The 24777-nt window shown below is 47.9% G+C and carries 21 protein-coding genes; 5 read left to right on the top strand and 16 right to left on the bottom strand.

The window, feature by feature from the left end; genetic code table 11:
* The first annotated feature begins 30 nt into the window (after nt 1-30).
* The 3 genes from LCM20_RS12475 (at nt 31) to LCM20_RS12465 (ending at nt 2700) form a co-directional block, all read left to right on the top strand.
* Nucleotides 31-1137, top strand: a complete 1107-nt coding sequence (locus LCM20_RS12475; RefSeq protein ID WP_225195806.1) for a YlbF family regulator — start codon at nt 31-33, stop codon at nt 1135-1137.
* 76 nt (nt 1138-1213) lie between these two features.
* Nucleotides 1214-1852, top strand: a complete 639-nt coding sequence (locus tag LCM20_RS12470; protein ID WP_225195805.1) for a DUF3108 domain-containing protein — start codon at nt 1214-1216, stop codon at nt 1850-1852.
* A 98-nt stretch (nt 1853-1950) separates the two neighbouring features.
* Nucleotides 1951-2700 carry an SDR family NAD(P)-dependent oxidoreductase gene (locus tag LCM20_RS12465; RefSeq protein WP_225195804.1) on the top strand — a complete coding sequence of 250 codons (750 nt, stop codon included), beginning with the start codon at nt 1951-1953 and terminating at the stop codon, nt 2698-2700.
* A 569-nt stretch (nt 2701-3269) separates the two neighbouring features.
* Here LCM20_RS12465 and LCM20_RS12460 read toward each other — a convergent pair.
* Genes LCM20_RS12460 through LCM20_RS12420 form a run of 9 tightly spaced genes read right to left on the bottom strand, consistent with a single transcriptional unit; the run spans nt 3270 to nt 14117 of the window.
* Complete coding sequence (locus LCM20_RS12460; protein ID WP_225195803.1) at nt 3270-4190, bottom strand: hypothetical protein; 921 nt, start codon at nt 4188-4190, stop codon at nt 3270-3272.
* Between the two features lie 25 nt (nt 4191-4215).
* Complete coding sequence (gene glmU / locus LCM20_RS12455) at nt 4216-5193, bottom strand: bifunctional UDP-N-acetylglucosamine diphosphorylase/glucosamine-1-phosphate N-acetyltransferase GlmU (RefSeq protein ID WP_225195802.1); 978 nt, start codon at nt 5191-5193, stop codon at nt 4216-4218.
* A gap of 18 nt (nt 5194-5211) precedes the next feature.
* Nucleotides 5212-5379: a hypothetical protein gene (locus LCM20_RS12450; RefSeq protein WP_225195801.1), complete on the bottom strand. Its 168-nt coding sequence runs from the start codon at nt 5377-5379 to the stop codon at nt 5212-5214.
* Between the two features lie 12 nt (nt 5380-5391).
* Nucleotides 5392-7224, bottom strand: a complete 1833-nt coding sequence (gene glmS, locus LCM20_RS12445) for a glutamine--fructose-6-phosphate transaminase (isomerizing) (protein WP_225195800.1) — start codon at nt 7222-7224, stop codon at nt 5392-5394.
* 35 nt (nt 7225-7259) lie between these two features.
* The gene (locus LCM20_RS12440) at nt 7260-8615 is read right to left on the bottom strand and encodes a nucleotide sugar dehydrogenase (RefSeq protein WP_225195799.1); all 1356 of its coding nucleotides are present in this window, start codon (nt 8613-8615) and stop codon (nt 7260-7262) included.
* An 18-nt stretch (nt 8616-8633) separates the two neighbouring features.
* Nucleotides 8634-9461 (bottom strand): response regulator transcription factor, encoded by an 828-nt coding sequence (locus LCM20_RS12435; RefSeq protein WP_225195798.1) that lies wholly within the window; start codon nt 9459-9461, stop codon nt 8634-8636.
* A 17-nt stretch (nt 9462-9478) separates the two neighbouring features.
* Nucleotides 9479-10903, bottom strand: coding sequence for a glycosyltransferase family 2 protein (locus LCM20_RS12430; RefSeq protein ID WP_225195797.1), 1425 nt, complete (start codon nt 10901-10903; stop codon nt 9479-9481).
* Nucleotides 10904-10919: 16 nt separating this feature from the next.
* A complete protein-coding gene (locus LCM20_RS12425) occupies nt 10920-12086 on the bottom strand; it encodes a hypothetical protein (RefSeq protein WP_225195796.1) in 1167 nt (388 codons plus the stop codon).
* Between the two features lie 15 nt (nt 12087-12101).
* Nucleotides 12102-14117 (bottom strand): hypothetical protein, encoded by a 2016-nt coding sequence (locus LCM20_RS12420; RefSeq protein ID WP_225195795.1) that lies wholly within the window; start codon nt 14115-14117, stop codon nt 12102-12104.
* A 408-nt stretch (nt 14118-14525) separates the two neighbouring features.
* Between LCM20_RS12420 and LCM20_RS12415 the strand changes: the two genes are divergently transcribed.
* Nucleotides 14526-16199, top strand: a complete 1674-nt coding sequence (locus LCM20_RS12415) for a hypothetical protein (RefSeq protein ID WP_225195794.1) — start codon at nt 14526-14528, stop codon at nt 16197-16199.
* Between the two features lie 210 nt (nt 16200-16409).
* Here LCM20_RS12415 and LCM20_RS12410 read toward each other — a convergent pair whose 3' ends face one another.
* The 5 genes from LCM20_RS12410 to LCM20_RS12390 all read right to left on the bottom strand — a co-directional run bounded on the left by LCM20_RS12410 (nt 16410) and on the right by LCM20_RS12390 (nt 20898).
* Entirely contained in the window at nt 16410-17075 is a 666-nt protein-coding gene (locus tag LCM20_RS12410) for a response regulator transcription factor (RefSeq protein ID WP_225195793.1), read from the bottom strand.
* A gap of 17 nt (nt 17076-17092) precedes the next feature.
* Nucleotides 17093-19411, bottom strand: coding sequence for a sensor histidine kinase (locus tag LCM20_RS12405; RefSeq protein WP_225195792.1), 2319 nt, complete (start codon nt 19409-19411; stop codon nt 17093-17095).
* Between the two features lie 76 nt (nt 19412-19487).
* A complete protein-coding gene (locus LCM20_RS12400) occupies nt 19488-19739 on the bottom strand; it encodes a hypothetical protein (protein ID WP_225195791.1) in 252 nt (83 codons plus the stop codon).
* A 40-nt stretch (nt 19740-19779) separates the two neighbouring features.
* A complete protein-coding gene (gene comX, locus LCM20_RS12395) occupies nt 19780-19953 on the bottom strand; it encodes a competence pheromone ComX (protein ID WP_225195790.1) in 174 nt (57 codons plus the stop codon).
* Between the two features lie 15 nt (nt 19954-19968).
* Nucleotides 19969-20898, bottom strand: a complete 930-nt coding sequence (locus LCM20_RS12390; protein ID WP_225195789.1) for a polyprenyl synthetase family protein — start codon at nt 20896-20898, stop codon at nt 19969-19971.
* Nucleotides 20899-21965: 1067 nt separating this feature from the next.
* Here LCM20_RS12390 and LCM20_RS12380 point away from each other — a divergent pair.
* Nucleotides 21966-22190: an EamA family transporter gene (locus LCM20_RS12380; RefSeq protein ID WP_225195788.1), complete on the top strand. Its 225-nt coding sequence runs from the start codon at nt 21966-21968 to the stop codon at nt 22188-22190.
* 213 nt (nt 22191-22403) lie between these two features.
* Here LCM20_RS12380 and LCM20_RS12375 read toward each other — a convergent pair whose 3' ends face one another.
* Together LCM20_RS12375 and LCM20_RS12370 are read right to left on the bottom strand one after the other, a co-directional pair.
* Nucleotides 22404-23483, bottom strand: a complete 1080-nt coding sequence (locus tag LCM20_RS12375) for a membrane lipoprotein lipid attachment site-containing protein (protein WP_225195787.1) — start codon at nt 23481-23483, stop codon at nt 22404-22406.
* An 87-nt stretch (nt 23484-23570) separates the two neighbouring features.
* Nucleotides 23571-24653: an iron-containing alcohol dehydrogenase family protein gene (locus LCM20_RS12370; RefSeq protein ID WP_225195786.1), complete on the bottom strand. Its 1083-nt coding sequence runs from the start codon at nt 24651-24653 to the stop codon at nt 23571-23573.
* Nucleotides 24654-24777 lie beyond the last annotated feature (124 nt).

Below are 24777 nucleotides of genomic sequence, written 5' to 3'. Positions count from 1 at the left end.
AGGAGCATCTTGATGATTTTTTGGCATGAAATGAAGAAACTATGGAACCCGAAAGTCCTGATTGGAATCTTGTTGATCAGCTTGTTCTTCTACGAATTCTTTTTGTCCTTCTACTTTGAATATTTCCCGAATGGACGACCAACCGCAGACATGCACAAAATAAACGTAGAAATGATTGAGGATTACGGACATACCTTGGATGAGTCGGAATTCGAGGGAGTGCAGCTGTGGTTTGAAGAGACAAATAAAGAAGCTCAGGCATATCTCGAACAGGATCCTACAGCAAGAGAGTTAGGCATTACGTCTTATCAGTCCCTTCATGAAAAGCTGGCAGACGCAGAGTTCGGTTCAGCTGAGTATAAAAAAATGGATCAGCTGTATTCCAGAATCATGTTTGAAGAAGAGGTCGACGCATTCTGGGAGATACAAGGCTACGAGACGATGATGCGTCACTATGAGGATAGCAGCACGATTTCCCACCCAGTTGATGGAATAGAAGATAACTTTCATTCGATTCTGCCATACTATGTATATGAGAATTTCCAAAATCTTATTTTGAAAACAGGAACCCTCATCACGATAGTCGTATCCCTGGTAATCGGTTTGGTCCACCTTCCGGATCAAAGGAAGAACATGCTTCCTATCCAATATGTGACACGAAAAGGTCGTAGATTATTCAAAAGCAAACTAATCGCATCACTCGTCACCACCCTGGTCGTGACTACAATCTACCTTGGAGCATTCTTTCTCCTTTACAGCCAAAACGGGACCTCCCCATTTTTCGATAGTTCACTTCGATCCTTCGAACTCGGCCTGGGTGTAATGTTTTGGTATGACTTTACCTTTGGAGAATATATTCTTGCAACGGTCACGATTATATATGGAGTTGCTATCTTATCGGCACTTCTAAGCTTTGTCATATCCCGCCTTGTTTCCAATTACCTGGCTCTCGTCGGCATTCAAATTTGCGTGACAACCAGCATGGCTCTTATCTTTTCAACGTTCCTGCTTGTCCGTCTGTTCAGCACAGATTTTTCACTATGGGTGTATTGGGCATGGATTGGTGTCTTGGGCGTCATCGGGATTTGCGCGCTATTATGGAGAAACAGAATAGAATGGACTGTTGATGTTTTTTGAAATAGAGGGACGGTTCTCCCGATTCAAAATCCCAAATTATAGTATAATGGCAACAACTTATACAGGAGGTGCAAAGATGACTCCATACAACCTTAACGGAGAACCAATCAAACCGACTTACGATAAGAAAAACGTCTATCTCATCGATCATGGTCATGAAAGACACGTCGGCTTTACGACAGAAAACGTAACCGTGAATCAGATTAAAAACGAGGAAGTCATTATTAGAGAACAATCTCTCATCTCAGATACGATCGGTAACCGAAAAATTCATTTGATGGTTAATCAAAAGACCCTTTCCCCCATTCAATTCAGTGAGACGATAGGCGAGACCGAACATATCTCAGCTGATTATAAGAAGCACGTTGTTCAAGTGACGAAGGACGATCAAACTCATATACATCCTTTGAGCGAGTGCGTCATGGATTCCTTTTCGCTTGAGCTTGCCTTACGCATCCTCCCCTTTCATAACGATTACTCGACAACGTTAAACGCTTTTCATCCGACACAGCAAACGACCGTATTGATTTCAGTGCATGTGCTGGGAATGGAAGCAGTTTATGCTGATTCTGAAAGGAAAGTAGAGGCGTGGAAAATTGAATGTCTTTTTGGTGAGAGACGTCAGGTGTACTGGGTGTATGTAGATGGCAGGGAATTGCTTAAGCAGGCTTCTCAAGTAGGAGAGAACGTTAGAATGGAGTTCCGCCGAGATTAAACCAAATAGAGGATAGAACATTGAACGACAAATTTCGGGCAGATTTTTTTATTTTCGCAAAAACAAGTAATACTATAAAGATATAAGGAGGAATGAACATGAGTAAAACAGCCATTATCACAGGTGGAGGCAGCGGAATCGGCAAGGCCACAGCGCTCCGCTTGGCAGAAGAAGGCGTGAACGCCGTCATCGTAGATGTAGATTCTGAATCTGGCGAAGGAGCCGTTCAGGAGCTGAAAGATAAAGGCGTCGACGCCATTTTCATTAAAGCAGATGTATCGAAAAAAGAAGATGTTAAGCGTTACGTAGATCAAACTGTCGATCATTTCGGCGGAATCGATTACTTTTTCAACAATGCCGGAATATCTGGCAGCGGCGGTCACTACTTGGATACGTCCGTTGATGAAATCGAGCAGATTATCGGCATCAACCTGCTTGGTGCCATGTACGGTGTCCGTTATGTAGCTGAAGTCATGGTCAAGAACGGTGGAGGCTCCATCGTGAACACATCCTCCAGTGCCGGTGTCATCGGTCAGGATTCCGTCGTGACATACTCTGCGACGAAGCATGGAATCGTCGGTTTAACGAAGAGCATGGTAGCCGAGTATGCGAAAGATGGACTTCGAGTAAACGCCATTGCACCAGGCCCAACAGAAACGAAAATGGTAAAAGAATTTTACGAAGCGAATCCGAAGATGAAAGAAAATGCTACAGGTGGAATTCCACAGAAACGTCTTGGAACACCGGAAGAAGTCGCAGAACTCGTGACCTTCCTCTTCACATCGAAAGCTCAATACATCAACGGCGAAGTGATTCGCATTGATGGTGGATTCACAAATACAAAATAACAAAGCAGAAGCAGCACTATCTGATGATGGTGCTGTTTTTCATTGAAGAACCTTAAGATAAGGATTCTCCTCATGAATTTTTGACTACCTCATGGGAAAAGCAAGACGGAGAACTTTATCCAAGGCGCTTCTCCTTGTGGTTCAATAGAATGAAACAAATAAAACGCCGCGTTCCTCTTTCGAAAGAGAACCGCAACGTTTTTTGCTTGGGGGGAGTAGATTGGGACATGCAAGGCTAGCAATCTAGTCTCCTTGTCCCATAAATTTTCTATTGGAACTATCAACAGCACGACCACCTTGCTCGTTGTCCCATATATCATTTATCGGAACTATGAACGGCTCTTCCAGCTCACTGGTTGTCCGATAAAACGTTTATCGGGACAGCGACCAACGCGTCCAACACGCTCGCTGTCCCATTACCCATTTAGTGGGACACACAGCACCACAACAGCCTCACCCTTGTCCCAATCCACTCAGACAAGAAGCACCCCGCCCTATATATGGGAATAAGCACAAACTGAAACACGAGAACCGTCCCCTCTGTTTCACCCACTGTTTCACCCACCACATCACCCTGTCTGCTCTTCCATCTCAAGCCAGCTGGCGTAGTCGTGGATGGCGACGCCGGCGTAGCCGGGGTGGCCGGTGAAGCGGCGGTTGAGGAGGTTGAGTTCATTTTTCATATGATGGGGAGGATTGCCGTGAAAGGTGGTGTGGGCTCCTTCGTCCGTGTTGAGGACGTTGACGGCGATGACGACGGATTTACTTTCGTTGGCGGCCTGTTCGACCAGCGGCGACGCGATGCGCTTGATGCCGTTGTTGCCGGAAGTAAAATCACGATACGCCATCACAGTGATCGAATCGAGGTGATCAATCATCCATTCGCTCACATACTGCTTCCCGTCCGGCATCGGAATTTTGTAGATCCAGAACGGCAGATCCCCGCTTACCGGAAGCCCGAGTTCAGACTCAACCTTCTTTTGAAAAAAGGAGACGTTGGTCGTCCATTGTGTGATGACATCATCACGGTTCTTCTTCCATTCCGGCAGCAGGTAGGGTTCGATGTCCAGGTGGATTCCCTTGAACTTCTTCTCTTTCGAAGCCTGGGCGTTGTACGACTGGATCACAGAGTAGAACTGTTCGAGGCTTTGATTGCTTTCTTCCTTCGCCCAGTTCGGATCTCCGCCGAGTGCGTAAACTTGGATGTCCGCTTCGTTCGCCTGTTTAATAAAATCCGCGACTTCCTTCTCATCGAGACCGGACCGGCTGACGTGAAGGTAGATGAGCGTGACGTCCTGCTTTTCAGCAAAAGAAACCGCCTTATCGTAGTTTTGGTCCAACGATTCAAGGTCCCAGATCCACGTCGCTTTCACGTGTTCCTCTTTATTCATAACGAGCACCGCCCCTCCAATGATCAGCAGCAGCCCGAGCAGGGAGATCGCTCTTTTTTTCCGATGAAAAAGGTGTGTAAAGAAAGACCTTCCCCGCAAGAAAGGTCCTTCCTTTAAATCGTTCTTATACATAAGGCATGGCGCTGAGGTCGTTCGTGCGGGAGACATTTTGGATTTTCGTGCGGTCTTTGGCTTCATAATCCAATAAGTCGACATCAGGTCCTACGATGCAGTGCTCTCCGATCTCCGTCTTCCCCCGCAGATGAGTCCGCGGTTCAATGACTGTATCGCGGCCGATTTCCACGTCCGCTTCAATGTAAGTCGAGGCAGGATCGATGATCGTCACACCGTTTTCCATATGCCCTTCGATCACTCTTTTCTGCAGGATCGCTTCTGCTTTCGCGAGCTGGGTGCGGTCATTGATGCCGAGTCCTTCATCAAGATCCAGGACCTCAACAGCAGAGGTCGTCTCCCCTTTCGCGCGCAGAATTTCAATCGCATCCGGAAGGTAATATTCCTTCTGCTCATTATCCGTTGAAATCTCCTTCAACGTTTGAAAAAGAAGACGGTTGTCGAAGCAGAAGATTCCGGTGTTGACCTCTTGGACGAGGCGTTCCTCATCTGTGGCATCTTTATCTTCGACGATGCGCTCGACTTCACCTTGTGCGTCTCTGATGATGCGGCCGTACCCTGTCGGATCTTCGGGCTTCATCGTCAGGACGGTGGCGGATGCTTTTGTTTTCCTATGATGACCGAGAACGTTACGCAACGTCTGTTCTGTAATCAGCGGCGTGTCACCGGTAATGATGAGCGTCGCACCCTGTTCGTCTGCCAGCTGCTCGCTGCAGGTTTGTACAGCATGCGCCGTGCCAAGCTGTTCGGCTTGATAGGCGAAGTCTGAAGACGGGCCGATCTGTCCTTTCACACGCTCACTTTGGTGACCGACGACGGTGACGATCCGGTCCACTGAAGCGTTCTTCAGCTGGTCTGTCACATGCTCAACCATCGGCTTTCCACACACGTGGTGGAGAACCTTCGGAAGATCGGACTTCATCCGGGTTCCTTTTCCTGCTGCCAGTACAATCGCAAATGTTTGATCCATCTCTCTACTCCTCCGTTCCTAAATATGCTCGACGTATGGTCGTACTTCGTTCATCACTTCATCGATCAGCTGACGATCGGTTTGTATCGTCTGGTTCTCGACTTTCTGATGAATTCCGGTCATCAGCTGCCACAGCTCCTGCTTCGTGAAGCACGTCTCTTCTTTTTCAAGCGTTTGAACTGTCATGGGTCCGCCCTCCTATTCTACTGTGACGCTTTTCGCCAGGTTACGCGGCTTATCGACGTCGTTTCCAAGTGCTAAGGATGTGTAGTATGCGATCAGCTGAAGCGGGATGACGTTCAATAACGGCGTGACCAGCGAGAGCGTCTGTGGAATGAAGCATGTCTCATCAACGTACTCCCAAATGTCCAGGTTGCCTTCTTCTGCAATGCCGAGAACCTTCGCTCCGCGCGCTTTCACTTCTTTAATGTTAGCGAGCATCTTCTCACTCACTTCATCCTGTGTGATCAGGGAGACCATCGGCGTTCCTTCTTCGATCAGAGCGAGCGTTCCGTGCTTCAGCTCACCTGCTGCATACGCCTCCGAGTGAATATAGGAGATTTCCTTAAGCTTCAAGGAGCCTTCAAGAGAGACCGCATAATCAAGACCGCGTCCGATGAAGAAGACGCTTTTCGCATCCTTGATCGATTCACTGTAGTAGCGGATGCCTTTCGAGTGGTCTAGGATTTCCTCAATCTGCTCTGGAATGTGAGAGAGCGTATCGATCAGCTTCTCACGGTATTCCTGTGATACAGACTTCTTACTCTGTGCCAAGTAGATGCCCAGTAGATAGAAGGACAACACCTGCGTCGTATACGCTTTTGTCGAAGCGACGGCGATTTCAGGTCCCGCCATCGTCAGGATCACTTCGTCCGCTTCGCGGGCAATCGAGCTTCCGACGACATTCGTAATGGCAAGCACATTCGCACCAAGGTGCTGACTTTGACGCAGCGCGGCAAGCGTATCGGCTGTTTCACCTGACTGGCTGACGACGATGACCAACGTGTTTTCATCGACGATCGGACGGCGGTAGCGGAATTCAGATGCCACTTCCACGTCCACTGGAATTCTCGTCATTTCCTCAATGACGTGTTTTCCGATCAGACCGGCGTGATAGGCAGTACCACAAGCAACGATCGTGATTTTATTCCACTGGCTGATCTGCACGTCCGTCCAGTTCAATTCGTCAAAATCAACGCGCTTCGCATTCTCATCCAAGCGTCCTGTCATCGTTTTCTGCAGAGCGGTCGGCTGTTCGAAGATTTCCTTCAGCATGAAGTGATCGAAGCCATTTTTCTCAGCCTGCTCCATGTCCCAGTCGACGGTGAACAGGTCACGGCTCACTTCTTTTCCAGTATTCGTCTCAAGCAGCTTCACGTTTTCTTCAGAAAGGATCGCCATTTCGCCGTCCTCCAGGATATAGATGTCACGTGTGTGCTCAAGAAGTGCCGGAATATCCGAGCTGATCAGTGCTTCGCCGTCTCCTGCTCCGATGATCAACGGGCTCGCTTCTCTTACCGCATATAGGTTGTCCGGGTCATGCTGGGAGACGACGCCGAGTGCGTAGGCCCCTTCCAGTCTGTCGACGACTTTCTGAATCGTCGACACCATGTCCCCGTCATAGAGACGAGAGAACAAGTGGGAGATCACTTCCGTGTCGGTTTCCGATACGAACGTATAGCCCGCTTCCTCCAGGTCACGTTTGATCTCAAGATAGTTCTCAATAATGCCATTGTGCACGACCGCGAATTCCTTTTTGGCATCCATATGAGGGTGGGAGTTCTCATCAGACGGCTTACCGTGAGTCGCCCAGCGCGTGTGACCGATTCCGACCGATCCCGTCAACGGCTCCTGCTCAAGCTTTTCTTCTAAATCCTGAAGTCTTCCTTCTGTCTTGTTGTACTGAAGGGCTGTCCCGTCATGAAGGGCAATTCCGATCGAGTCATAGCCGCGATACTCCAGTTTACCCAACCCTTTTGTTAAGACCTTCTGCGTTTCTTTTGCTCCGATATATCCCATGATTCCGCACATAAATTCTTCATCTCCTTTTAGTAAAAAAATTCGTATTATAACGCGATGGATGCGTGCTTCTTATGAACTTTGGACGCTGTACCAAGCTTGTGGATATGCTCTTCGTCGTAATGCTGGAACGCGTTTCTCGTATCGACGATCGGCACTCCGACATCGGCAAGTTCATCATAGTTGAAGTCTGAGTGGTTCGTTACAAGCACCATGCAGTCATACTTCTTCAGCTGCTCACGGCTGTATGGAATCGATTGGACGACTTCTTCGTCATCGTCGATGAAGCTGTGAGCATTCGGGTCGTAATAATCGACGTTCGCTCCGCTTTCTTTATACAATTCATATAAGTACAATCCCGGCGACTCACGTAAGTCACTGATGTCCGGCTTGTAGGCCATACCGAGGATCAGGATGTTCGAGCTGTTGATGGATTTTCCGTACACATTCAAGACTTGTGCTGTTTTACTCACGACAACATCCGGCATGTTGTTGTTGATGGACTGGGCAAGGTCGATGAATTTGCTGTAGAAGCGGTATCCTTTCGCCTTCCAGGATAAGTACATCGGGTCAAGCGGGATGCAGTGACCGCCGATTCCAGGGCCTGGCTGGAACTTCATGAAGCCGAACGGTTTCGTCGCTGCTGCGTCGATGACTTCCCAGACGTCAATGTCCATCCGCTCACACATCATGGCAATTTCGTTGACGAACGCGATGTTGATGCTTCGGAACGTGTTCTCAAGCAGCTTCGACATTTCGGCAACCTTCGGAGAAGAGACAGGGACGACGTTCGGAATGTAATTTCTGTACAGCTTCGCGCCGACTTCGTTACACTGTTCGGTGATCCCGCCCATCACTTTCGGCATGTTCTGCGTGTTGAACGACTGGTTACCCGGATCGACGCGCTCTGGTGAGTAGCATAAGAAGATGTCGCGCCCCGCTTCATAGCCCATTCGGGAGAACTCTTTCCAGATCAGCTCTTCTGTCGTACCTGGATACGTCGTACTCTCAAGCGTCACGAGCATGCCTTTTTTCATGAACGGCTTCATGCTGTCGATGACGCCCGTAATGTAGGAGGTATCCGGGTCCTGGTTATCGCTCAATGGCGTCGGGACACAGATGCTGATCGCATCCAGGTCTTCGACGACTTGATAATCCGACGTCGGGAAGAAGCGTCCTGAATCAATGCTCGCCTGAAGATCCTCGTCCGTAATGTCATTGATATAAGACTGACCGTTTTTCAGTGCGTCGATCTTCTTTTCATCGAGGTCGATACCGCAGACAGTGAATCCGGACTTGACCATTTCCGCTGCCAATGGAAGACCGACATACCCCATTCCGATGACTCCGATTTTCGCTTCCTTCATTTCAATCTTCTGGCTCAACTGTTCAAAGTAACCCATTTTATAATCCCCTCTCTTTTATACGTTTTTTGGTTGACGATTGACGAGACGCTTCACTCTAGCTTCCAATTCCACTAAGGAAAAAGGCTTCGTAATATATTCAGCCACCCCATACTCGAAGGTCCGCTTAATATCTTCCTCCAGCTGCTTATTCGTTAAGACCATCACTTCCGTATCCAAACCCTTTTCGTTCGTGATCGACTTCACCTGGTTGATGAAGGAATACCCACCAATGGCGGAAAGGTTGATTTCGGTAATGACTAAGGAAGGCAGGACTCCTTCAAAACGCTCAAGCCCCTCTTTCCCGTCACCGGCTGTCGTCACTTGATAGCCTTTACGGTTGAAGTAGGTCTTCAACAGCTTCTGTACATCCCGGTCGCTGTCGACAATAAGGATCGACTTCTCGTGATTGCGCTGTTCTTTTTTCCCTTGATAAATGCGGATGCCTTCCTGGGAGTCAGGACGGTCGATCATTTGGCGGAGCATGCCGAACAGCATTTCTTCTGCTTTGTCACTATTCTCAGGGAAGCTTCCGACCATGATCCCTCCGTTCAGTACGCGCTGCTCTCTCAGGAAATCCTGAACATGCAGGGCATAGAAGTGCGTGTAGCCGAGACTGCAGTCATCAAGCAGAATCCCAAGCAGGCCTTCCTCTTTGTCATAGCTGATCTGACAGCCGGTGTTCGGTTCATTTTTTTCTACATAGGACTTGAGCTTGTCCACCTGCTTCTCGTTCATGTCGGCTCTTGCGATGATGATGCCGCATTTGAGCTGACTGACTTGGTAATAGTGAAGAAAATGATGAAATGATTGAACAATACGTGATCCCATTTGTGCTTGTGCCATTCTTTTTTCCTCCTTATTTATGCCGCTTGATCCTCTTCGTCTTCATTCCAGCTGGTCCGGGTCATCGTACCCCATGAATTGTTCTTTTTGAAAAAGTCGATATGTCCGAGGAAGCGCCACAAGATTCCGAGCTGACGGTAACCGAAGAACATCAGCACCGTATAGCCGATCATCTTGAAGTACTGCCTGAACTTCGGATAACGCTGGAAGGCCATTTCCTCGAGTAAAAGGGAGCCAAGGCCGAGCAGAGTACCGAATAGAACATTGATGGTCATGAACACGGCCATGATCGTCCACCCTGACATATCAAGCAGGCTGTACCCGATCAAGGCAAGTAAACCTGTAATTCTGAAGTAAGGGCTCAACGTTTCAAAGATGATGTTGTAAGGGATGGTGAGCCAGCCCATCACTTTGTACTTCGGCCGCATGAACATGAAGCGGCCTTCTTCGATCATGTTCTTCAAGTTCCCCCGTCCCCAGCGCTTCCGCTGACTGGAGAGGATCTTGTAAGAGTCCGGAGCCTGCGTCCAGCAGACCGCATCCGGACAGAAATCGATTTTGTACGGCAGTTTGTTGTCCAGCATATAGCGGTGCAGCTTGAGGATGATGTTCATATCCTCACCCGGGTAACCGCCTCTGTAGCCGCCGACTTTGACGACGTAATCCTTCTTAAAGACGCCGAAGGCACCTGAGACGATGATCAAACCATTGATTTCACTCCAGCCGATCCGTCCACCGAGAAAGGCTTTCAAATATTCGACGGTCTGGAACATCGGCCACATTTTCTTAGGCAGATTCACCTTCTCGACCATGCCGTTCTTAATCCGGCAGCCGTTGGCGATTCGGACGTTGCCACCGATTGCGACGTACTCATCCGGGTTCTCCATATACTTTCTGGCAATCCGGATCAGCGCATCCTTCTCAAGAAGAGAGTCGGCGTCGATGGACGAGATCAGCGGATAGTGGGACAGGTTGATGCCTGCATTCAACGAGTCTGCTTTCCCCCCGTTCTCTTTATCTACTAAATAGAGATTGGGGAATTCGGGGTTGTAGTAGACCCCTCTGACCTTCTCCGTCGCAATCGTATTCTGGATCATCGTCGGAGGATGATACGTCAGTTCGAATTCGTCGATCATCACATCGAGCGTCTTGTCACCTGAACCGTCATTGACGACAATCACTTCATACTTCGGATAGTGCAGCGCCAGCAAAGAACGAACGTTTTCTTTGATCGTCAGTTCTTCGTTATAGGCCGGTACGAGAATCGAGATCGGCGGAACGTGCTTCGAGCCTGATAACGTGTCGTACTTCGAATAGAAGGATTCCTTCATGATCTTGAAGATCTTCTTCATGGAAAATAGGATGATGCCGAGGTAAATCGTGTTGATCGTAAGGACGTAGTACATCGCGAATATGCCATAAGCAAGCAGTACATCTCTCATTCTTCCTCCTCCTTTCTTACATCACTCGAGTCAGTGACGCGTTCTCTCCTATAAATTTTTGATAGACAAACACCTTCTGGTTATACGTCGTAATATCTTCAAGACTGTGAGCCTGGTCGATCGAATGCTTGAGTTCTTCTTCCACGAGCTCCTTGGCGATGGCTGTTCCATGATGCTGATCAAGGCGCCCTGCCACTTCGCAAAGGACTTCGAACCCACCTTCTCCAAGCTTGATCAGACTTTGACCGCTTGTGCGGGCCACAATCCAGTTCGTATCGTTCAAGCTCTTCCTCAATAGATTGGTATATTGAATGAGTTCCGCGCTTCCGATCCACTCGGCGAACAACTTCCGAACCTCCCAATCCGGGAATTGAAGATAGTATTCGACATCCTCATCCGTAAGGTCCATCGAGTGAATCAGCAGATTCGCCGCCGCCTGACGGATATCCCGGTTCTCTGATTCCATAAAGCGATGGACACGTTCCGAAAGGTCCAGCTCTACCTGATCCTGAAGTCCGATCAAGCCGACTTCAATGTAAGAAGGGTTCGATTCTTCCAGAAAACGCGTGTACAACTCCCGCAAATCAAGCGGCGTTTCCTTCGAGATATCCGCAATGAGCTGCGCCTGCTGCTTCCCATTATCAATAAGGAAACGCAGCGCCTCCGATACTTCCGACGGGTCCTTCGCCGTCTGAACGATCGACCTCGCCAGAATATAAACGGATGAATCGAACTTCGTCTTATAAAGTAAGGAAAAAAGGTTCGGTGTCGCCTTGCCTGTCCTTAAAGCTCCTAAATAATACGCAGCATCGATTTTCGTCAAAGAGAAAGGGCTCTTCAATCGCTGCATATTGAATTCGATCAGCCCCAGATCATCACATAGCTGAAGCAGCTTCCGGCGGTGCATCCCGTCTAACCTGTCCACCCATTGCAGCAGTTCTTTTTGAAGAACCTTCTTTTCCAATGAACCTAAAGGCTTGAGAGGCGTCCGTAACCTCTCTTCTTCATCCAGCTGCAATTGGACATAATCGAGGTAATCGTTGTATTCCGCCAGAATGGACGCTTCTTTCTTCTTGAACCATACCTTCCTCGCTTTGATGACAAGGGTAACCGTCATCACCAACATCATCACCACAAGTAACACGCCGATCATCCACATGGCTGCCTGTAAATTCGAAAACATGCAACTCCTCCTTTCTTAATCCGCTAATTGCTGGAATGCCTGTTTCATCAACTGATAACTCTTCTTTATTTCCACTTGATACTCGACCTGCTGCCAAGGGTCCCACGTATAAAACGGGAAGTCTTCAACCTTGACCTCACCCTCTGACACTAGGTCGCCCGCCCCCATCGGAACGAGATGTATACCTTCTATTTTTGAAAAATAAAGCTTCTTCTCTCCCTCGACGGGTGGTCCATATCGAGCCACCTGCTTTGTACTCGGGTCTGCGAATCCAAGGAGCGCCCAGGGAATCCGCACTTCGATCTGACGGCCCTTCACTTCCCAATCAACGCCTCGCTCAAGCCCTCCGACCTCTGCTTCTTCAAAAGGAAGCAGCTGATCGGTCGCGGGATTCGTTCGTTGATAGTTCGTAATGAGCTTCCAAGAATGGAACCCTTCCGCTTCTTTCGTGGCAGAAGCATGTTCATAAAGTCGCTGATGAAAGTCATAATCCTCCGCGATCAGCACTTCACTGTTTTCCTTCTTTCCAAGTCGGACCATCGTTTCGAAGCCTTCACTGAACGATTGACCTGCCATCTGTTTCGTTCCACCATTGATCGTGTCCGCTCCGATATAGAACGGCTCGGTTTCAGGAGACAGCGGTTCAAGAAGCCTTCCACTCAAATAGAGATAACCTTCATCATGCGTCATGCTCCATGTTCCAAGAGGCGTTTCAAACGTTTCGACGTCCTCTAACTCTTTCCAATCCAGAAGCTCGCCGTCCATTTGCAGCACACCGTGTTTTCCGGGATACATGCCGAGCACACCATACGAGGTCTCAGCAGATAACACGTTGTACCAGAACGGGTTCCGATCCATATTGGTGAACGGCATGACATTCCACGTCTTCTTGAACCATTCATCCTGCCAGGAGAAGAGGACAGCTCCCGCGTATTCCTCCTGATCGATTTGATTCAAGAGATCGGCGTTCAGCTCACCCTGCATTTGTTCACTGTGCCCTCCTTGGTCTCGACCAAGCGGCCCAAAGTGCGCATTGCCCCGCGAAGAGGGAACGCCGAACTCGGTAATCATGATCGGCATGCCTTCGTGATACGCCTTCAGATCTTGCAGATACCCTTTATATGTATCTACCTTTCCTTGTTCATTTTTCACGTGATTGTATTTGTCCGTCGTTTTGAAAAAGTCAGGGTAGTATGGATACGCATGGTAGGAGGCAAAATAGCCCGCCCGCCAGTTATTCACTTCAATCTTCGTCGGATCCACACTGACCATGTCCTCCATTTTGTGAGGCTCGGTTGGATGATCAAGAGGATCTGTCGTCACCCAATTCGTAATCGTCATCGGGTGCTCCCAGCCTCTTTCTGCTTCCAAAGCAGCCGTATAATTCAATAGTTCAGCTAACCAGCTTTCAAAGGGGGAGGCACTCTCAGCAGCCTTGAAATAGCTGCCTCGGAAAGCTGGATCATCGCTGGACTTCTCATTCGTACTCTCGACCATTTGTGGAGACCACTCTGTCCCGATATGCCAGGCAAGTAAGTACGGACTGGCATCGGCGTTGTACGCTCCACTTGCTTTGCCATTCTCCTCAGGGATCTTGATATCCCCGTAAACCGCGCCGATCGCATCCTTGATTTCCTTCTTAAAGGCTTTCGTCACATCAGGGTCTCTTGCATTCTCTGTTTCTTTCATCAATTCAACAGGAGACCAGATTCCCTGCATAAAGTAGAGTGGATCATCGGAATGGCTGCGATTGTATTCGACTAATGCTTCGTAAAAGACCGGTTCGTGAATGGTGTACACCCTCAGTGTATTGACGCCCATTCCGTCCATCATCTCGAACCATTCGAGATACTGATCTTTCGTCATGGGCAGCTCACCGGGAAAGTGACCAGGAAGAGTCGCCCCTACGTTCATTCCTTTCACAAACAGCGGAGACCATTGACCATCTTTGTACACTTCGACTTTCTCCTCGTTCGTACGGAACTTCAATTTCGTTCCGTCCTCGAGTTCTTCGCTTTCCACGACATCCATCGATTTTAAAAAGAGATAACAGCCCCCTGCCAAGCTGATCAAGAAAAGAATCAGGGAACTCCTCCGTCGCCACTTCACCTTCATCACCTCTCTTTTTGCATAAGGTAAAATTATTTTCCTGCTTGAAAAAATTCATCGGAACGGTTAGGTTGTTACTTGAGTTCGTTCGCTACGTTTCTAACGCTAACACGGGGGACATCGCTCTACATCGAAAACCATATTTCGGAACAGCGAATACCTGTTTCGGGACCCCCCTGCCTGCAAAGCCGCCTTTTTCATCCCCCGGATTTCGGGAGAATACGACAAAAGGCATCAATAAAGGATAGGAAGCGTTTACAAATTTCCGCAATCCTTTCATTGCGGAACCCCCGAATCAGCGGGACTACACGATTTTATTGGAGGACGAATATGAAGAACAATTGGCTGGTCATTCTATCAATTTCTGTTGCATTCCTGTTTCTAACCGGGTTTTCAAGTGAGGACTCGTATAAAAAAGCGATGTGGGTCGAAAGGACGGAAATCAACGACCACGGAGCAGCAATCATAAAGGAAGCACAGGAGAAAAAGATCAATACCCTTTATGTAAACGTGAACCCGGATACACCTGACGCGTCGTACCAACATTTCAATGAACAAGCACAACAAGTCGGAATCTCCGTCTACGCTGCCGGTGGTGAACCGGATTGGGCGCTTGAGGCGAACCAGTCCGAGCTGATTGATTTCGTCATATGGGCCAAAAACTTTCAAGCTTCCGCTGGCGAGGGACAGCAATTCGCCGGCATTCACCTGAGAATCCAGCCTCAGTACCTAAACGAGTGGTACAACGATCCATTCGAAGTCGTCGAACAGTGGAAAACGAACATCGAAGCGGCGGTAACAGAAGCGGGTTCCCTCAAAACGACAGGCGTGATACCGTTTTGGCTCGACACGACGCAGACTCCCGGCGATCCTGATCTTCCTTTTAACGAATGGATGATCGAACAGTTCGATGAAACGACCATCCTCGCGTACCGCGACACCCTTGAAGGCGAGAATGGCATCGTTTCGCTGACGGAAAATGAATTCGAAGCCGCTGACCGCCTTGAGAAGAAACTCATGATCGGCGTGACCATCGCCGAAACCGGAAGCAACCACACGACCTTTTTTGAAGAAGGACAAGAGGATATGGAAATGCACTTGGGCGTTGCCGACCGCCACTTAGGCGAGCACCCCTCCTATGCCGGAACGCTCGTGAACGGCTTTCAGGCACCGGAACCTGAGGAATCAGTCGTTCCTGAAAAAGAAGAAATCCGAGGCACCTACATTTGGCACGCCCCGGACTTGATCGAGAAACAGGACGAAATATTAACGTTCGCCAAGGAACAGAACCTCAACCTGCTTTACACAAGACTCGATCTTAGAAAGCCGTTCACCGCTTACGCAGACTTCGTTGAGAAAGCGAACGCCGCCGGAATCGAAGTCCACGCCATGGGCGGACATCCTTCTTGGGCGAAGAAAGAGTCAGAAGGAAGGATTCTGAACCTGGTCGATTACGTGAAATCCTATAATGAGAGCTCCGGAAGCGGCCAGCAGTTCGCAGGCATTCATTTGGATGTCGAACCTTATACCGACCCTTCCTGGGACACAAATGAACAGGACGTATTGCGTCAGTGGATGGATAACCTTGAAGTGTTCGTAGAGGAAACGAAGCGGGGATCTGACCTTGAAGCAAGCATGGATCTCGCCATGTGGTTCGACGACCTCCCGACTCCCGACCACCCGGACACCCCGTTCTACCAATGGGTAATCGACACGATGGACCACACATCCGTCATGGCTTTCCGCGATCAGGCGAAGGGCCCCGGCGGCATCCTCGACGTCGCAGCCAATGAACTTTCTTATGCAGAAGAAGTCGGAAAGAAAATGCTTATTTCTGTAGAAATGAAAGAAAGCAAAGCCAATCCGCACATTTCGTTTTATGAAGAAGGCGCCGTCATCATGGAAGACATGCTGACGATCGTCAACGAAGAGCTCGAATCCAATGCCTCCTACAACGGATCCGTCGTTCACTCCTATCGTTATTGGAGAAACGCACAGCCTTAAAAAAAAGAAAACCAGCTGGGGATACGTTCCCCAGCTGGTTTTTTTGCGTCAAAAGCGTCGTGAGCATCAGGCTCTCGGCTCTTTCAACAGCTATTTGTCTTCAAAATGGTTGTGAGCGTTCTTGTCATGTCAGTTTCATGAGCATACAAGAGACAAAATGGACATGAGCAGCTTCCGCTCGACCGTTTCACGTCTACTGGACCCGGCCACTCAGTCTGATTCATCGGTAATGATGCCAAGCTGCTTCGATTTCAGCACAGCTTCTGCTCTTGTTTTCACTTGGAGCTTCTTGAAGATTTCGGTCAAGTTGTACTCGATTGTTCTTGGGCTTTTATAAAAGGTTTGGGCGATTTCCCGGTTGCTTTTGCCTTTTGCGACTTCTTTCAAAATTTCCTGTTCCTTCGAGGTGATCGAAACGTCCTCTTTCTCTTCCTCAACGACAGATGTGGCCTCGCCTTTCACGCGGACTTCCATTTTGCGCAGCTGTTCGAACAATGAGACAGGAAGAATGGTCTTGCCCTGAACGCCGTAACGGATCGCCTGAATCAACTCATCTCTTGAGGACGTCTTGCTGATGAACCCCGATACGCCCGCTTCGACGAGTGTATTGAAATAATGGCCGATGTCATGACCTGTATAAATGAGGACGGGGGCGTCGATTCCCATGGAGCGCACTTTCTTGGTCAGTTCAATTCCATTCATGCCTTTCATTCGCAAGTCAAAGAGAAGAAGCGTGAAGGTCTCTTCCTGTAAAATATCGAGCGCTTCCCCCGGCGACTCGGCGTAGGTGACGAACATGTCCTCTTCCTTCTCAATCATCAACTTGGATCCCTCCCCTATCGCAGGGTGGTCATCCACTAATAAGATCGTAATCATTTGATTAACTCCTTCCGCTATACCCATTGTCGATTGGCCTCCGTTCTTGCTTCGATTAAGATGGCTACTTCAACGCCTTCTCCTTTTGAAGAAAACAATTCCATGTGCCCATCAAGACTTTTCACACGTTGACGGATGCCGGTCAGTCCCATGCTTTGTGAAGAACTGTCGAGCTTGTCCGGATCAAGCCCCACTCCATCGTCCTTGTAGCTGAGAAAAAGAGACGGCCCTTCATTCTTCAAGTCAAGCTCCACCTTCCGTGCTTTCGAGTGCTTTGATGCGTTGTTGAGCAGTTCCTGAACCACCCGGTACACAGCGAGCGCTTCTTCATCATCAAGCTGAATCGAAAACGCATCGGCATCGAACACCACTTGGAATGGATTACGCTCCTCTTCGTGCTGGACGAGATACTCCAGCGCCTCTACGACTCCCGTATCCTTTAGAAAAGGCGGTCGCAATAGCGTACACGTCTCCCGGATTTGGCTGACGACATCGAGAAGCCCCTCGCTGACGCTTGATAATTCAGCTTTAACCGGATCCGGCAGGTCCTCTGAAGCGAGGCTCTCCACCCGTCGATACCAGATCAACTGTTCCTGCAAAGCTGAATCGTGCAAGTCTGACGCGAGGCGCGATCGTTCTTTTTCCGAAAGCTTGAAAAGGAGACGCAGGACCCAGGATGGGGTGGCTTGATCCTGGTAAAGCGATTCCTTCAGCTCGTCTGTCACGCCTTCGATCAGCTGGAAGTTCTCGTAGACCATGCTTGTGTATTGGACGAGCATCTTGAGCCAGCGCTGTTCTTCCTGGTTGAACGGGGTGTGGTTCACTTTCTGACCGATCCATACAATATGCAGGGAGTCGTGGCGTTCGCTGATGATGTGTGCGAGGCCGTCCTCTGCCATGAACGGTTTCCCCGGACCTTGGAGCTCGATATACGAGACGATGGCTTCTTCTGGAAACGGATCATCGCCGGCAATCGGGGTCAGGTGGGACGTCTCTTTTTCATATTTAAGGATGACGGCATGCTCGACGGGAAGTACGCCTTTTATTTCTGAAAGCAGGCGGTCATCGAGTTCCTCTTTCTTCACGATTTTCGCGATGTCCTGAGAAAAACGGTCGAGGCTGAGCTGGAAGTTGAATTTACTTCCGAACAGCCGTGCACGCAGCTCGAATTTTTCCTCCAAGTAGAAAAAGAATACGAGCAGCCCGTAAATCAGGATGGTGATCCGCGCCCATTTCAGATAGGAAAGGTTGGTAAAGAAGACGAAAACGGCGATGACGACGACCGTCAACAGAAAGGATACGAACGCATAATAGCGCAGCCGGCTGTTGATGAAGTCGATATCGAACACGCGGTCCGTCAGCACGATATATAAGAAAAAGACCGGTAAAAAGACGAGAAACGGTGCCGTGATCGGAGCAGGAATCAATTCCACCCCGATGATCGTGCTCGGAAGCGCGGTCAAAAGAATGAACGGGAAAAAGGAAACCATGATGCTGAAAATCGTATTTTGGAAAATCGGCTTGTGAATCGTGTGTTTGAAGTGAAAATAATAGTAAGTGAGAACCATCAAACCGAACAGGATTTCCAAGGAGAAGATGATCAGCTGGGCATTCCGGACCCACTCATAATTGCCTCGCCAAATCCCTGCAATCGTTAACGTTTCCAACAGGACAATGGCTGAATTCAAGATGTAAAATGTCGTGAGCAGCCTCTTCCTGATGAACTTGATGTCGTACTTTAAAAAGTATTGATAATGAAAGTGTAGAAATAATACAGGAACGCTCATCAGGGAAGCGCTGTTCAAAAATCGTGACAAGGAATCGGTCCGAGCTGATGCTCCCGCGCTTAAATAGCTGATTCCGACAGCCAGAAGAAAAGCCGCCAAATATACGGTGATCGGATCATCCGGCTTTTTCCGGTAAGCATAAAGCGAAAACAATAGAAGAATGGCAAAAACAACGGACGGAATGACCGTATGATACAACAGGGTGTTGTAATTGAGTGGAATCTGGACTTCGAACTCCAATTCACTTCCGCTTCTGACAATCTTCATTTGGTTGAGGTGGCCAATCACGCCATACCTTTGAATCGATGGATAGCTGTCAGCGGGCTGGTGGTTGACCTCAACGACAACATCCCCGACCTCGATCTTCCGCTGTCCCGCCCAGCCAATCGGATCCACACTCGTAACGATCCATTGGTCTGATTCATTTTCCTTCACGTCAATGCCTACATATGTATCGGTCAGCGTAATGTAAATTAAATAAGCGGCGAGAAGCATCGTCATCACTAAAAAGAAACCGACCTTCTTCCGCCGAATCGGCTGTAAATCCATATAAACCCCTCTCTCATAATATGAAAAAGCCAGAGAGTCTCTGGCTTTTTGTTAGAGTGTTAAAAAAATATTGTTGTTAAGTGTGAGACTGTAGTTGTTCGTATAAATGATGGATTAGAAACAACATTGAAGCGAGGTTCTGGATCCACTGTTGAAATGAAGTGGGGTGGAAAATGGCGAGACTCCTGCGGGATGCACGGACAACGGCGAGATCGAACCTAAAGGAACAAGGATGTTCGAACAAAAAACCGCCACGTCCTGTGGCAACATCGAACGACCCAACGTCCTGTTGGGCCGCCGCCGGAAAGCGAGCTATTTTCCACCCCACGGAGCACCCTCCTTCATCCAGAACCTCTTTCATAGTTGTTCTATTTCCAATAACACATTTGAACATCAACCGTTTGAGCTTCACCACTGCCGAACACATCAAGCAGGGCTTCTTTTTCCGTTTCGTTCAAACCGTCTAAGTTCAACTTACCGTTCTCAAGCTTCTGAACCAATTCCGGGCTTTCCATTAACTGAGCAATGATACGTTTTAACATGACAAAATTCCTCCTTTATGAATGGGGGTAAAGCTGATGAATCGTTCTCTTCATTTCTTCCTTGGCGGACGGGTCCACATTTAAGGTATACAATGTATTTAGAGCTTTTCGTTGATAGAAGCGGATCATGACCTTCATATAAGGAATGACAGTCGATTGCCCCACCCAGTCAAACAAGCTTTCTTTCTCTTCAATCAGGAAGTCAGGACTCATGCGGCCTTCATAATACTCCTTGATCCGGAAGTTCTCTTCCCCTTTTTCCTCGGTGAGAAGCATCGTCGCAAGCGTCCATTTCCGGTTCAATAAATCATTCTTCTCGTCCATTCTGAGAAGGTCATGCAGGTCGTTGGCTAACTGAGCCGCCACCCCGAAATCTTCCATATAAATTCGAATAAGTTCATGATCCTTTGAGGTGACAGCACCTGCGCCGACGAGCGCTGCGAACGCCATCAAGGCGCCTGATTTATTTTTGATCACATCCAGGAACGCTTCTTCCGATGCAGCACGGCCCATTAAGTCCCGGTGCTGTCCGTGGACCGCCTGCAGCACCTGCTTGTGAACCATTTGATAGATGGCAGGCTGGCAAGAGGTGTGGCGGAGCTCATCCAGACTGAGGAAAAGCAGCCCCGTCGCCATGTTCATCGAGACGGACGGCTCATCCATCCAGGGCTGGTTCATGTTATCTTGATCCTGAAGGTCATCCATCACATCGAGGGCAAGCATCATCAATTCGACGGACGCTGAAAGATGAAGGACATGCTCACTTTCCTCTTTTTGATACATGTGAAAATGCAGTTGAGTCAACCTTGAAAAAGAAAAACCTTCCTCTCTCTTGAAGGCGATCCATTGTTCCAGACGTTCACTCAAATCGGACTGATGCCAACAGCTGTTCACAGCATGAATCATGCGGCTCGTTAATGTCTCAACTGAGTAACTCGGAACCATTCTCCCCACCTCTTCCCCTCCAGAACAGCATTTGTCAGATTCAGCTCAAGCCTATCACATTAGCAAATATGGAAAAAGGTAGTAAAGTATTACGCAGATAGTAAGAAAGATTACGCGTTACCGCGTGTATAAAAGCTGAGGAAAATCGTTGGTAATTTATCCTGAATTCAAACCTGTAACACACCTGTAATACAGATGTCACATTACGGTGACCTTTTTCCTTTATCCTATCATCTTCTTAAACATGCATACATTCTACACCTTTAAAGGTAACAACGAGCCTGGATTTTTAATTTTGTTAACTCGAAATCTATGCATTTGTAAAATTTCATCTATTTAAGAGTGATCATGTCGATTGTTCTCCAGCTCAAGTAAACGTTTTCAAAATAGTGCGTCTTTTTGAGTATACTTTTGTTCGGTGGAGGTTTTAATGAAATATATTCCAATTAAAGGTGTCATAGTTCTTATGAAATTCATCTCTGTTCGAGTAATTCTTTTCTACAAATCCGAGATGAGGGTGGAACGAGGGGACGGTTCTCTTGTTTCATTAAGTCACCAGCCACCAAGTCTAGGTTTCCGGCTTTTTCTATGATTGGGACTAATGATGGTGAACTCACAGGGTTGCTGTCGCGATTATAGAATATCGGGACTGTAAATGCCTCTTCTTGCTAACTGCTTGTCCCATAAATCTCCAATTGGGACTATGAACGACTCTTCCAGCGCTCTGGCTGTCCCATAAGTCTTTTATTGGGACTGTGAACGACTCTTCCAATCTACTGCTTGTCCCATTACTCAGTTATTGGGACAAGCACTTCCCTACCCCGCCTGCTGCCTGTCTCATTTCTAGATTATCGGGACTATGAACACAGCTCCCCTCACCTCCATGTCCCAATTCCACCAAACACAAAAAAAGAGAACCGCAGAACGGTTCTCTCATACATCAAACGCGTATCACACCCGTTGGTGATCCTCTTTAACTTTCTTTAAAAGCGCATCATTCAAAAGCAACTCAAGTCCTGTCTGCGCGAGGGCTTTGGCTCCTTTCAGCAAGGCAGCATCGCCCTCTGGTGAGCAGGCGGCTTCTCGGTGCAGGGGTTTCCTTCGTCCTCTATGTCATCGGTATCCAATGGACGGCTCCGTCAACCGCTTCGATGATTGCGATGGTGGAACCCGTGACCGCTTCTTTGTTCGGGATTGTGTTTTTGAAAAAAGAACTCTCGCTTCCACAAATGGCAGGGATGCTTCTGATCCTGTTTACGATTACAAGCCTGAGTATGAAGCAGTCTGAATAGAGAGCTAGTAGAGGATTCACTCTCTTTATCTACTTTTCTTACTCTAAGTGAAGTTAGAACGTCGATTATATCATCTTTATCTACCTTTCTTGCTCTGAACGAAGCCAGAACGTCGATTATATCTATTCTGCCGAGCAAACTCTCTCAAAAAAAGTGCCTGATGACGACCGACTAGATCGCCAATCAGGCACTTTCATTAGGGCTTAGAAAATATTACTGATCGGCAACTTCTACAACCGACTCTCCCCCCTCATCTAAATCCTTCACTGTCCGCACATCTACCGACCACTGATCCGCTTCTTCGTCATAGCTCATATCTTCAACCATTACATACCCTTCATCATCAAGCTTGTCCAACGTTTTCTGAACAACCAGCTTACTGGACAAATCAGCTCCCTCCGGCTGTTTCGGCTCATGAATGTCAATTTCTACCGCATCGGTCGATCCTGGCAATGAGAGTTTCATATTGCCAAAGGAAACGGTAACGGAATCGCCCACTTCAACGTTATGTTCGTCTCTTTGAAAATTGGTCATATCGAAGAAAAACGAATCTTCACTCACACTCGTCACATAGCCCGTCAACTCGTTGAGCGATGTCTCTTCGATGACGATCGGGATTTCTGTGGAGTCGTTGATGAACTGGTACATCTCGTCTGAAAAGTCTTTTCTGAGTTCCATGGAGAGTATATTTCCTTCAGTACATGTGCTGATGCCGCCGATATAGCCTTCAAGAGAAGCCCGGCGTTCCTCTAGGTTATTCAGCAACTGTGTCTGAGCATCCCACAGTTCATTCGTTGAATATTGAACTTCCTGAACATAGACCACCTTATTATTGAAATGTTCATTTGTGTTCGTGATGGCTTGCTGCACCGCTTCTTTCAATTCCTTTTGTTCTTCAGGTACAGACTTTTTCAACTGGACGACTAACGAACCTTTATGGATGTAGAGCGTCCCAATCTTCTCAATTTCTTTAACTACTTCTTCGTATCCAAGCCGGTTCAGCTGATTTTCAAAGAATTCTTGATGCGCATGCGACATACTTGCCTGCTTGCGATCGTCGTCTGAGATCGCGTCGATGGGTTCCATCAGTTCATACATTTCTTTCTCTTCATCTGACAGGTCATCATACTCCTTGGCGTCGATTGATGATTCGGTACAGCTGTCCACGAGCATTGGATAATCAGCATAAGGTCGCTCTTTTTCTTCGGGGTCTGATGCTCCAGAATCCTGATTTGAAGATCCGCAGGCGGCAAGAAGGATCGTGAGACTGATAATGAATATGTATTTTTTCATGATGACAACTCCTTTTGCCGTATTAGTCGTTTCTGAGAATAAAACGTTACTCTTTTTCAGTATTTAAATTAGCTATTCACAATTCACTTAATCCAGAACTTTCGACTTCGTATATTCCTCAACATTTAATATCGCTTCCGCAACGACCAATGAATCAGAAACGCCCATGAAATGAATTGATTCACCCTGCATGACAGTCCGGTCTGCGACGATAGAGACATACTCAGACGTACATTCAATTCCCATGCTTTTCATAGAAACAGGGAGCCCTAGTTGATGATAAAATGGAAGTAATGCTGCGATTTCATCTTGTCGATTCTCAAGCATTAACTGGACAAGTATGCCGTATGCCACTTTATCACCATGTTCGATTGTGTGTGTTTCAGGAATTTTAGTTAAGCCGTTATGTATGGAATGAGCTGCGGCGATACGCCCGTAGTGATCTCCGAATCCACCTACCATCCCTCCTGCAAGAATGATGGTTTCAATTACCTCAAGAAACGACTCTGTCACTTCCCCAAGCCGCTTATCTTCGATGGCTTCAGTCCCTTTTTTCAATAATGTATCTTTACATAGTTGGGCTGCGTTTTGGGCGATTTGAACTCCGACAGGCTTATACGGAAGGTCACGGATCAAGACGTCCGCTTCGTACCATTTAGCTAACGTATCTCCTATGCCCGCACGTAAATATTTTTCAGGAGACTGCAGCAGCAGCTCTGGTTCTACTAAAACGAAAAGAGTGGATTTGGGATAAACCGTGTACCCGGTAAACTTCCCCTCTTCATCATAAAACACGCTAAGAGGCGTCCATGCTGCACAATTGGAGGGAAGTGTAGGGATTAAAATAACCGGGACGTCCAGTTGATTAGCACACGCTTTTCCTAAATCAAGAACTTTCCCTCCACCGATTCCGATGATCACATCGTTTTGAACCAATGATTCGCTAAGACGGTTCACTTCCCCTTCCGTACAATCTCCACCGTAAATGGCATAGGTGGTTTCTAGATTCAACTCAGGCATGTATGGAGCAGCAGCCTCCATCGACTTTTCACCATGGATGATTCCCGCTTTATCGAATGATGCTTCTGACAACAAGTCGGGTAATTGATTTAAGATTGAAGGTTCGCACCGATAAACAGCAGGTGCACCTTGAATGTGTAACGCCTCCATTTTTATCCCTCCGATATTTGAGTTTAGGAAATATTATCCTTAGACAGAGCATAGTTGTCAAACCAATAATAAAAAATTCAAAATATTATTTACATGTGTGCTGTTTTGCGTTAAAGTGTGAGAA

It is taken from the genome of Halobacillus litoralis (assembly GCF_020171725.1).
GTDB classification, from domain to species: domain Bacteria; phylum Bacillota; class Bacilli; order Bacillales; family Halobacillaceae; genus Halobacillus; species Halobacillus litoralis_F.
Note: the sequence above shows the minus strand (reverse complement) of the source record. Positions and strands in the feature narration are given on the sequence as shown.